This is a genomic window from Polaribacter sp. (genome assembly GCF_036480315.1).
Lineage (GTDB): Bacteria > Bacteroidota > Bacteroidia > Flavobacteriales > Flavobacteriaceae > Polaribacter.
This window is the reverse complement of sequence record NZ_JAZGGG010000001.1, coordinates 57,971-68,890: the sequence shown is the minus strand read 5'-3', so window position 1 is coordinate 68,890 and position 10,920 is coordinate 57,971. Positions and strand designations below refer to the sequence as shown.

12 protein-coding genes are annotated in these 10,920 nt (G+C 28.8%); 11 read left to right on the top strand and 1 reads right to left on the bottom strand.

Features of this window, described 5'->3' with window-relative positions; all coding sequences use genetic code 11:
* Positions 1 to 170: 170 nt before the first annotated feature.
* The 5 genes from V3V28_RS00375 (at position 171) to V3V28_RS00355 (ending at position 4,810) form a co-directional block, all read left to right on the top strand.
* The gene (locus tag V3V28_RS00375) at positions 171 to 788 is read left to right on the top strand and encodes a DUF6973 domain-containing protein (protein ID WP_331363035.1); all 618 of its coding nucleotides are present in this window, start codon (positions 171 to 173) and stop codon (positions 786 to 788) included.
* Positions 789 to 939: 151 nt separating this feature from the next.
* Positions 940 to 1,617 carry a succinate dehydrogenase cytochrome b subunit gene (locus V3V28_RS00370; protein WP_331363034.1) on the top strand — a complete coding sequence of 226 codons (678 nt, stop codon included), beginning with the start codon at positions 940 to 942 and terminating at the stop codon, positions 1,615 to 1,617.
* A 12-nt stretch (positions 1,618 to 1,629) separates the two neighbouring features.
* Complete coding sequence (locus V3V28_RS00365) at positions 1,630 to 3,642, top strand: fumarate reductase/succinate dehydrogenase flavoprotein subunit (RefSeq protein WP_331363033.1); 2,013 nt, start codon at positions 1,630 to 1,632, stop codon at positions 3,640 to 3,642.
* Between the two features lie 33 nt (positions 3,643 to 3,675).
* A complete protein-coding gene (locus V3V28_RS00360) occupies positions 3,676 to 4,038 on the top strand; it encodes a four helix bundle protein (protein WP_331363032.1) in 363 nt (120 codons plus the stop codon).
* A 31-nt stretch (positions 4,039 to 4,069) separates the two neighbouring features.
* The gene (locus tag V3V28_RS00355; protein WP_331363031.1) at positions 4,070 to 4,810 is read left to right on the top strand and encodes a succinate dehydrogenase/fumarate reductase iron-sulfur subunit; all 741 of its coding nucleotides are present in this window, start codon (positions 4,070 to 4,072) and stop codon (positions 4,808 to 4,810) included.
* 227 nt (positions 4,811 to 5,037) lie between these two features.
* On the opposite strand, the gene V3V28_RS00350 is transcribed toward V3V28_RS00355, so the two are convergent.
* Entirely contained in the window at positions 5,038 to 5,301 is a 264-nt protein-coding gene (locus V3V28_RS00350; protein ID WP_331363030.1) for a helix-turn-helix domain-containing protein, read from the bottom strand.
* A 524-nt stretch (positions 5,302 to 5,825) separates the two neighbouring features.
* Here V3V28_RS00350 and V3V28_RS00345 point away from each other — a divergent pair.
* From V3V28_RS00345 to V3V28_RS00320, 6 genes are all read left to right on the top strand, one after another.
* On the top strand, positions 5,826 to 6,029 hold the full coding sequence (locus V3V28_RS00345) for a hypothetical protein (RefSeq protein WP_331363029.1): 204 nt from the start codon (positions 5,826 to 5,828) through the stop codon (positions 6,027 to 6,029).
* Between the two features lie 73 nt (positions 6,030 to 6,102).
* Positions 6,103 to 6,810, top strand: coding sequence for a GLPGLI family protein (locus tag V3V28_RS00340; RefSeq protein ID WP_331363028.1), 708 nt, complete (start codon positions 6,103 to 6,105; stop codon positions 6,808 to 6,810).
* 8 nt (positions 6,811 to 6,818) lie between these two features.
* Positions 6,819 to 7,049, top strand: a complete 231-nt coding sequence (locus tag V3V28_RS00335; protein WP_331363027.1) for a hypothetical protein — start codon at positions 6,819 to 6,821, stop codon at positions 7,047 to 7,049.
* 65 nt (positions 7,050 to 7,114) lie between these two features.
* Positions 7,115 to 7,414 (top strand): hypothetical protein, encoded by a 300-nt coding sequence (locus V3V28_RS00330; RefSeq protein ID WP_331363026.1) that lies wholly within the window; start codon positions 7,115 to 7,117, stop codon positions 7,412 to 7,414.
* Positions 7,415 to 7,485: 71 nt separating this feature from the next.
* The gene (locus V3V28_RS00325) at positions 7,486 to 8,220 is read left to right on the top strand and encodes a GLPGLI family protein (RefSeq protein WP_331363025.1); all 735 of its coding nucleotides are present in this window, start codon (positions 7,486 to 7,488) and stop codon (positions 8,218 to 8,220) included.
* Entirely contained in the window at positions 8,213 to 10,858 is a 2,646-nt protein-coding gene (locus V3V28_RS00320) for a carboxypeptidase-like regulatory domain-containing protein (RefSeq protein WP_331363024.1), read from the top strand. Before V3V28_RS00325 ends, V3V28_RS00320 begins: the two co-directional genes overlap by 8 nt.
* Positions 10,859 to 10,920 lie beyond the last annotated feature (62 nt).

The window sequence follows — 10,920 nt, the reverse complement described above, 5'->3', positions numbered from 1 at the left end:
TAATACCTCTAAAATTTTCTCGTAATTTGCTCTAAAGCTGTTCATCTATTTAAATGTTTGAAATTCAATTAAATATACGATTCTCTTAATCAATGAACAGCTTTTTTATAATGCACAACAGGTTAATGTTATTAAAATTTTAAAAATTATTTAAATACTATTTTTCAAAAATGAAAAAAGCAATTTTTATTATTTTCCTTTTATCCGCAGGTCAAATATTTTCTCAATCAGATTTTAAATTTTTTTTTAAACTTTCTAGGCCTATAAAAACATGGGTTATTTTTCATCCATTTAAAGCAAAAAAATCGTTAAGAATTTCTTTGGAAACTAATAAGGTAGCAGATTCTGTTGCGAAAACAAATTTATTAGACAAAGATGCAGCTGGCGGACAAGTAGATGCTTTTAGACATGCATATTGGATGGCGCGTTTGCGTCAAGAAATGGGGAAATCTGCAGCTCGTTCATTAGGAAAAGCCCATGAAAAAGAAAATTACTTAACGTATAAGAAAAGAAAATTAGAAGATGGTGTTGTGCCAGATGAAATTTCATCAGAAATGGATCTGTTTAATAATGACCAAGGTTTAAAATTAACAAGAAAAAGAAGCAAGACTTCTAGAAATAGTCTTGTTTACAGAATTGTAAATGCCATTAAATCTGGTAAAATGAAAATTATTAAAAAAGATAAAAAAGGAAATTTTTTAACTTGTAATGGTAAAACGATTTCTGCAGAAGAATTAAAAGGAAAATGGAAAAATAACAAGTGTTTGGTTGTTTCTAGTGAGTTTTAATTGGTAAATTAACAAAAACAATGATTTTTTGTTAAACGATTAAGTATTTTTATTTATAATAATTCTAAATACAAACGAAAACGTTGTAATTTTCTTGTACTACGATTTGTTAAGCTGTATTTTTGTTGAACAATTTTAACTTACTTATACAATGAGCGGATTTTTTAAATCTTCAATTGGAAGAAAAATAGCAATGGCGCTATCGGCGTTTTTTTTAATGTTCTTCCTACTTCAGCATTTAGCAATTAATATTTTATCGGTTTTTAGCCCAGATACTTTTAACGAAGTGTCTCATTTTATGGGAACAAATCCTTTAGTGCAATTTGCATTACAACCTGTTTTAATTTTTGCAGTTGTTTTTCATTTTGTAATGGGTTTTGTTTTAGAATTAAAAAATTCTAAAGCAAGAAATGTTTCTTATGCAAAAAACAATGGAGCTGCAAATTCATCTTGGATGAGCAGAAACATGATTTGGAGTGGTATTGCTATTTTGGCATTTATCATTTTACATTTCATCGATTTTTGGTTTCCAGAAATTAACACCAAATTCATTCAAGGAGATTGGTCTGGTTTACATAATGGAGAATTAAGATATTTTCACGAACTACAAGAAAAATTCTTAAGCCCTATAAGAATTGGTGCTTATGTAATTGCTTTTGTTCTTTTAGGATTGCATTTAGCACATGGTTTTACATCAGCATTTCAATCTATGGGTTCTACAGCTGGTAGAAAAAAGACATTACAAACTATTGGGTTAGCGTACTCAATTATAATTCCATTAGGTTTTATTTTTATCGCAATTTATCATCATTTAAATCATAACCATTAATCTTAAATAACTATGGCTTTAGATTCAAAAGTACCAAAAGGTCCAATTAAAGATAAATGGACAGATTATAAAAATCATATAGATTTGGTAAATCCTGCTAACAAACGTCACATAGATGTTATTGTTGTAGGTACAGGTTTAGCAGGTGGTTCTGCTGCTGCAACATTAGCAGAGCTGGGTTACAATGTAAAAGCATTTGCTTATCAAGATTCTCCAAGAAGAGCACATTCAATTGCAGCACAAGGAGGAATTAATGCTGCAAAAAATTATCAAGGAGATGGAGATTCAACTTACAGATTATTTTACGATACTGTAAAAGGGGGTGATTACCGTTCTCGTGAAGCAAACGTATATAGATTGGCAGAGGTTTCTGCAAATATCATTGATCAATGTGTAGCACAAGGAGTTCCTTTTGCACGTGATTATGGTGGTTTGTTAGATAACCGTTCTTTTGGAGGAGTTTTAGTTTCTAGAACTTTTTATGCAAAAGGACAAACTGGTCAGCAATTATTATTAGGAGCTTATTCTGCAATGAATAGACAAATTGCTCGTGGTAAAATAGAAATGTTTAACAGACATGAAATGTTAGATGTTGTAATTGTTGATGGAAAAGCAAGAGGAATTATTGCAAGAAATTTAATTACAGGAGAAATTGAGCGTCATTCTGCACATGCTGTTGTAATTGCTTCTGGTGGTTATGGAAATGTATATTTCTTATCTACAAATGCAATGGGTTCTAACGCAACTGCTGCTTGGAAAATACATAAAAAAGGAGCGCATTTTGCAAATCCTTGTTACACACAAATTCACCCAACTTGTATTCCAAGATCTGGTGATTATCAATCGAAATTAACTTTGATGTCAGAATCATTGCGTAACGATGGTAGAATTTGGGTTCCAAAGAATATGGAAGATGTAATGGCAATTAGAGAAGGTCGTAAAAAACCTACTGATTTGTCTGAAGATCAAAGAGATTATTATTTAGAAAGACGTTATCCTGCTTTTGGAAATTTAGTTCCAAGAGATGTTGCTTCTAGAGCAGCAAAAGAACGTTGTGATGCTGGTTATGGTGTAAATGCTACAGGTGAAGCTGTGTATTTAGATTTTAAATCTGCATTTACTAGATACGGAATAGAGCAAGCAAAAATTCATAATATTAAGAATCCTTCGGATGAAAAAATATATGAATTAGGACAAGCAATTGTTGAAGCAAAATACGGAAACTTATTTCAGATGTATGAGAAAATCATAGATCAAGATCCATATAAAACACCAATGATGATTTATCCAGCAGTACACTACACAATGGGTGGTGTTTGGGTAGATTATAATTTAATGACAACTATTCCTGGGTGTTATTGTATTGGAGAAGCAAATTTCTCTGATCATGGTGCAAACAGATTAGGAGCATCAGCATTAATGCAAGGTTTAGCAGATGGTTATTTCGTGTTACCTTATACTATTGGAGATTATTTATCTGATGATATTAGAACAGGAAAAATTTCAACTGAAAGCCCAGAGTTTGAAGCTGCAGAAAAAGAAGTTACAGAGAGAGTTAATTTCTTTGTGAATAATAAAGGAACAAAATCTGTAGATTATTTCCACAAAAAACTTGGAAAAGTAATGTGGGACAAAGTAGGAATGTCTAGAAACGCAAAAGGTTTAACGGAAGCAATGGCTGAAATTAAAGCAATTCGTGAAGAGTTCTGGAAAGAAGTTTCTGTTCCTGGTGGATCAAATGAAATGAATCCTGAATTAGAAAAAGCAGGTAGAGTTGCAGATTTCCTAGAACTAGGAGAATTGTTTGCAAAAGATGCCTTAATGAGAGAAGAATCTTGTGGAGGTCATTTTAGGGAAGAGTCAGCAGAATTAGATGGTCCTCAAAAAGGAGAAGCAAAACGGAACGATAAAGATTTCGCTTTTGCAGCTGCTTGGGAATACAAAGGTGAACCTGCAGATGCAGTTTTACATAAAGAAGAATTAGAGTTTAACGATATTGAATTGAAACAACGTTCATATAAATAGACATTAGTGAGATAGCGATGAGAAAATAGGAAAATGAGCAATATTAAATCATATAAAGAATTAATTGTTTGGCAAAAGTCAATGAGATTAGTAGCTTTAATATATGATTTAACAAAAACTTTTCCTTATGATGAAAGATTTGGATTAACAAGTCAAATGAGAAGATGCGCAGTTTCTGTTCCTTCAAATATTGCTGAAGGTTGGGGAAGAATGTCTAGAAAGAATTATATTCAGTTTTTAAGAATCTCAAGAGGTTCTTTATATGAGTTAGAAACACAATTATTAATAACTAAAGAATTAAAATATAGTAATAATAGCGAAGTAATAGAAAGTTTAATTGTTGAAGTTAGCAAAATGTTAAACTCCTTAATTAAAAAATTAGAAGAAAAAGGCTGATACTTTTCGCTAAAAATTAATACCTATTTATATGAATTTAACACTTAAAATTTGGAGACAAAAAGACGCTAGTTCAAAGGGTCAAATGGTTGATTATAAAGTGACTGAAATTTCTGAACACATGTCTTTTTTAGAAATGATGGATGTTTTAAATGAACAGTTAGTAAATTCTGGTGATGAGCCAGTTGCTTTCGATCATGATTGTAGAGAAGGAATCTGCGGAATGTGTTCTATGTATATAAATGGAGAAGCACATGGGCCAGATAGAGGTGTAACAACTTGCCAGTTGCACATGCGTATGTTTAAAGATGGTGATACTATTACTATAGAGCCATTTAGAGCAGCAGCATTTCCTGTTTTAAAAGATTTAGTAGTAGACAGAACTTCTTTTGAAAGAATACAACATGCTGGTGGGTATATTTCTGTAAACACTTCAGGAAATACGCAAGATGCAAACTCAATTCCTATTTCTAAACACGCAGCAGATGAAGCGATGGATGCAGCAACATGTATTGGTTGTGGTGCATGTGTAGCAACTTGTAAAAATAGTTCTGCAATGTTATTTGTAGGTGCAAAAGTATCTCAATATGCTTTATTACCACAAGGACAAGTAGAAGCAACAGATAGAGTTAGAAACATGGTTGCTCAAATGGATTTAGAAGGTTTTGGAAACTGTACAAATACAGGAGCTTGTGAGGTAGAATGTCCTAAAGGAATTTCTTTAGACAACATTGCAAGAATGAATAGAGAGCTAATGAAAGCTTCTCTATAATTAGAAAGCTGTCATTGCGAGGAGGAACGACGTGGCAATCTTAATCTAAAAAACGAAATGTCAGTTCGAGTGATTTTTCTTTTTTGAAAATTGTATCGATAACATATAATAAAACCCAAAACTAAATTTAGTTTTGGGTTTTTACTTTACAAATATTTTCATTTTTGAATACTGAATACTGAATACTGAATACTGAATACTGAATACTGAATACTGAATACTGAATACTATCCAATACCCTTAAAAAATTCTTCAGGCGAAATTTCTAATTTAAGCAAAATTGTAAATAATCTTTCTAAATCTAATTTGGTTTTACCTTTTTCTACTTTAAAATAACCACTTTCAGATAAACCAAGTGCAGTAGAAATATCATATTGTGTTAAACCTGCCTCTTCTCTTTTGGTTACTAATTTTTCTAAAACACTTTTATATAAAGTATTAATTTTTTCTTTTTCTTTTTCTCTTTCTCTTTCTCTTTCTCTTTCTCTCAAAATATTTTTTCTTTTTCGATATAAAAGTAAGCAAAAAAAGTGGTCTTCAACATTCCATTTTAGACTAACGGAAAACCGTGAGTTTTTAAATACCCCATAATCCGTTAGTCCAAAATGGAATGTGATTTGTTTGGTAGTGTAAAAAGTATTTGCCAAATTTGAAAAAAGAAATTGCTATGAAAACGATATTTCTTCTCTTAAAAATATAATTAAAAAACAACTAATTGTCATTTCGAAATGAGCTTTTTTAAGCGATTGAGAAATCTCATTTTAAAAAGTCATTCTAGAAATATAAATTAAAAACCTCCGCTTGCGGAATTAAGAAATATAAAAATTACTAAATAAATGTACAACTTAAAACAAATGCTTATGTAAATAAACAACAACAAGCAGAGGAAGTTTTGCAAAAGTAAACCTTTTTCTACAAGTATTTAAAGATTTTTGAACTTGTTAATTCATATAAAATTCTAAATATTTTTAATAAATAAACCTAAATTAAAAATTAGGTTACAAATTTTTATATTATGAAAAAATTAATTTTAGCAATGGTTTTTGTACTTGCAACAGGAACTATGATGAATGCAAAAGAAATCAATAAAGAAATTGGTTCTAATGACTGTTATGATTCAGCTCAGCAATATGTTGAAACACTTGATTGGGACTCACAAGGAGGTCAAGATCGAGCATTTGAAGTTTATGAACTACTACTAGAGCTTTGCGATCTTTAATAATTAACTGATTAGAATAATGAGTCATTAATCTAATAGACTCATTATTCTTTTTAATATAAAAAAATACAAAATGAGAACTTTATTTATATTAATTTTTATTTCAAATTTTTGTTTTAGCCAAAATAAGAGCGGGACTATCTTTTATAAAAAACAAACTAAAGATAAGATTTTTGAAAAAAAGTCAAACAAAAAAATCAATGATATGATTATAACTGCAGATAAATCAGTTACATATATATTGCGTTTTAATGATTCATCATCTATTTTTGAAAAAGAAAGAAAAATTTTTAATGATAGGAAATCATTAATATTGTCAAAATTAAGTTCAGCTGGTTATAGCGGGATTATATACAGGAATAGTTTTAGTAAAATATTATTAAGACAAAAAGAAAGAGCTGGAGAAACATTTATTATTAATTATCCTTTTCCACACCTTAAATGGCAATTGAAAAATGAAACAAAAAAAATAGGTAATTATTTATGTTACAAAGCTATTTCAAAAAGAGAGTATAAGAATTCAAAAGGACAACTAAAAGACGATATTATTATTGGGTGGTACTCTCAAGATATTCCTATCAGTTTTGGACCATATGTATTTGGTGGTTTGCCAGGGTTAATTCTGGAATTAGAAACAGAAAGAGAAACCTTTCAAGTGACAAAAATTAAATTAAATAATTCAAATTTTAATATTAACGAGCCTAAAAAAGGTATAAAAATATCTCTGAAAAAATATGACAGTATTGTTAAAGGCTTAATAAAAAAGTTTATAAAAAATTAATTTTAGCAATGGTTTTTGTTTTTGCAACAGGAACTGTGATGAATGCAAATTCTTCTAACGAAGAAATAATTACACCAACAACAGAAACTTCAGAAATAGTTGAAGATTTTGGTTGTGCAAGGGACTGTGTTGATAGTGCAATGGACGAAACTTTTGAAGATGCCGTAAATAATTCAAGTTTACCATTGATTGCTGATTACATGGATAATTATGAATCATGTTATGCTGCTAATTGTTAACACTAAATTTTATTATTTAAGAATCACTAAAATTAACTTTAGTGATTCTTATTAAAAATTATAACATGAAAAAATGTATAAAAATTACTATTCTTTTATTCTTTTTAGTATTACCAAGTATAAAAGCACAAGACCTAACAGGCAGAGTTACCTATAAAGTTTCGCTAAACTTAACAGTTGAGCAGGTAAAAAAAAGAAATAAAGCCATAGGTAGAAAGGTTTCTCAAAACTCAATAGATAGAATTAACAATGCTAGAGATATTTTAGCATTGTTAGAATTTAATAATGAACATTCAATTCAAAAATTAGGATTAAAAAACCAAAAGGCAAAGCAATCACTCAAAAAAAATATGATGCGCTTTTAAGAAAAACTTTTCCAGATTTTTATAAAAAATGGGAGAAGTATAAAAAAGCAAAGAAATCTTAAAAACAATTAATGAAAAAGAAACTTACTTTATTGTTTATCATTTTTATAAATACAGTTGTTTATGCCCAAAGCATAAGCGGTAAAGTAACGTATGTAGTTTCTATGGAATCTTTTTCTGATAAAAAAATAGATTCCATATCTAAAAAACTGAAAGAAAAAAAAATAAAAATGAATAAATGGGTGAGAGACATCTTTAAAAACACACCAAATGTTAATGCTTTTTTAGTCTTTTCTAATGGAGAATCTTTATATATAGTAGAAGATAAAATGCAAAATGATGGTAAGAAAACATTTAATATAAATAGAACTTTTGCTGGCGGAGACAATAGGTATTATAAAAACACCAAAACAAAAGAATACTTTTTTGAAAATAATACAGCAGAATTGCTACTTACAGATTTAAAACCAAAAAAATGGAAAATAACACAAGAGTCTAAAATAATTGGTGGTTATCTGTGCTATAAAGCTATTGATATAGCATCTACAAACAAGAAAATGAAACCAATTGCATGGTTTACTCCTCAAATACCTGTAAGTTTTGGACCTAAAGAATTCAATGGTTTACTGGGTTTAGTTATTTTGGTAGAAAAGAAAAGAGTAACAATAAGCGCATCTAAAATTGTTTTAAATCATAAAAAAAATTTAAAAATTAATAAACCAACAAAAGGAAAAAAGGAAACAATAGAAGAATACGAAAAGAGAGTAGATTCTTTTATGAAATTTTTAAGAAAAAAAGATGATTAAAAACAACGCTTTACTATTCTTCCTTCTTTTTACTTTTTTGATTTCAGCTCAAAAAGTAACCCTAAAAGGAACTGTAAAAGACAGCTTACAAAACCCATTACCGTATGCAAATGTGATTGCAAAACCCAAAGATGTTTCTAAAAACTTACAATTTGCCATTACAGATAATGAAGGGTATTATAAGTTATTATTAGATAAAGGAGACACTATTGCTATTAGCATTTCTTATTTGGGCTACAAACCTATTAATTATCAATTTATCGCTTTAAAATCTGCGCAAAAAGATTTTGTTTTAGAACAATCATCAGAACAATTAGGGGAGATTGTTATAGAAATGCCGGTAACTGTTAGAGGAGATACTACAATTTATAAAACCGATAAATTCATAGATGGTACAGAACGCAAACTTAAAAATATATTAAAAAAATTACCAGGCGTTGAAGTTTCTAAAAACGGAGTTGTAACAGTACAAGGCAAAAAAGTAACCAAAATGTTGGTAGATGGTAAAAAGTTTTTTGGTGGCAATTCTAAACTTGCCGTAGAAAATATTCCTGCTGATGCAGTTGGCAATGTAGAAGTAATAGATAATTACAATGAAGTTGCTTTTTTAAAGGGTTTAACAGATTCTGATGAAATGGCAATGAACATCAAACTAAAAGAAGATAAAAAACGTTTTGTTTTTGGTGATGTAGAAGTTGGTAAAGGCAATAAAGAGTTTTATAAAACCAGTGCAAATTTATTTTATTATTCGCCTAAAACCAATATTAATTTTATAGGAAATATTAATAATGTTGGCGAAAAAACATTTACGTTTAGAGATTATATGAGTTTTTCTGGCGGAATGAACTCCGTTTTTAAAGGCAATTTTAATTGGAAAGGTGGTGATTTTTCACAATTTATGGAAATTAGAGACTTACTAACTAGCAAGCAAAAATTTGGTGCATTAAACATTACTAAAACAGCAACTTCTACATTAGATATTTCTGGTTACGCTATTTTCTCAAACACAAATACTAGTAGTTTTATAGAAAATTTTAATGAATACACCACTTTTACAGAACAAAAAACGAATAACACTACTGCAGATAATTTATTAGGAATTGGTAATTTTAATTTAGATTACACACCAAATACTAAAGAAAAATGGTATGCCAGAACCCAAGTAAAAAGAACCAATAATACAAATAATAATTCATTAACATCTTTAATAAACACTAACGAAAATACCATTCTAACAAACAGAGATTTAACAGCAACCTATGTAAACCAAAATATAGAATGGCACAAAAGGCAATCTGACAAACACACGTTTTCTTCAGTATTTAATTATGTATTTGATAAAAGTGATAAAAAAAGTTTTTGGGAAACAAAACAAGATGCATTTAACGGATTAATTCCAAGAACAGCACAAAATTTATACAGAATTAACCAACTTAAAAACAGCAAAGAACAAAACATAGATGCTGTTTTTAAACATTTTTGGGAAATCAATAATAACAACCACATTTACACCACTGTTGGTAATAAATTTTTAAGCGAAGATTTTTTCACTGATGATAGCCAAACATTAGATAATGGAACTAAAAATAATTTTTCTTCGGATAAATTTGGTAATGATTTAAATTTTAAATTGAATGATTTATTTTTAGGAGTTCACTATAAATTTAGAGCAGGAATTTTTACGGTTAAACAAGGTTTATATGCACACAATTACAATTGGAGCATCAACCAAGAAAGCAATGTTAATAAAAATAAATGGATTGTTTTACCAGATTTTTTAGCAAAAATTGAGTTTAATAAATCCAAGAAAATCCAATTAAATTACAGTTTAAAAACCTCATTTTCTGATGCTAATAAATTAGCAAATCGTTTTTATTTACAATCGTATAATTCCGTTTTTAAAGGAAATGAAACTTTAGAAAACAGTTTATACCATTCTGCAAGAATAATTTATAGTAGATTTAGTTTGTACAGAGGTTTAATGTTATTTGCCAATTTAAATTATAACAAACAAATTAGAGGTGTAAGAAATACGGTAGATTTTAATAATGTAAATCAGTTTTTAACTGTAAAAATGTTTAGCAATCCTTCAGAAGATATTCATGGAAATGTTCATTTAGAAAAAACAATTAAAAAAATAAAATATAAGTTTGATGTTGGTTTTAACAACTCAAAATACACACAAGAATTAAACAATAATCTGCAAACTAACAAAAATAATAATTTCGATTATGAAATTGGTTTTGAAACACTTTTCGATAATTTTCCAACAATAGAAGTTGGTTTAAAGAGAGAAGTTGGTAAATTTATTTCTAGCAATTCAACTTCAAAATTTGTAAGAACAGAACCATTTATAACCGTAGATTATGATTTTTTAAAAGGCTTCATCTTTAATTTCGATTACAAACGCAGCAATTACCAGAATAAAACGTTAGGGCAAAAAAATGTGTATGAAATTGCAAATACAACTTTGTCTTACAAAAAAGAAAATTCTGCTTGGTCTTATAAAATAAGTGCACAAAATCTATTTAACGCACAATTTAAACAAAGCAACAGTTTTTCAGATTATGTAATTTCAGATAGTAAAACTTTTATTTTACCAAGAATTGTAATGTTTAGTATTGGGTATAATCTTTAGATTTAGTTTTCAGTGAGCAGTTTCTGTTTGCAGTATTTAGTAACAATTTTTACAACAGTGAG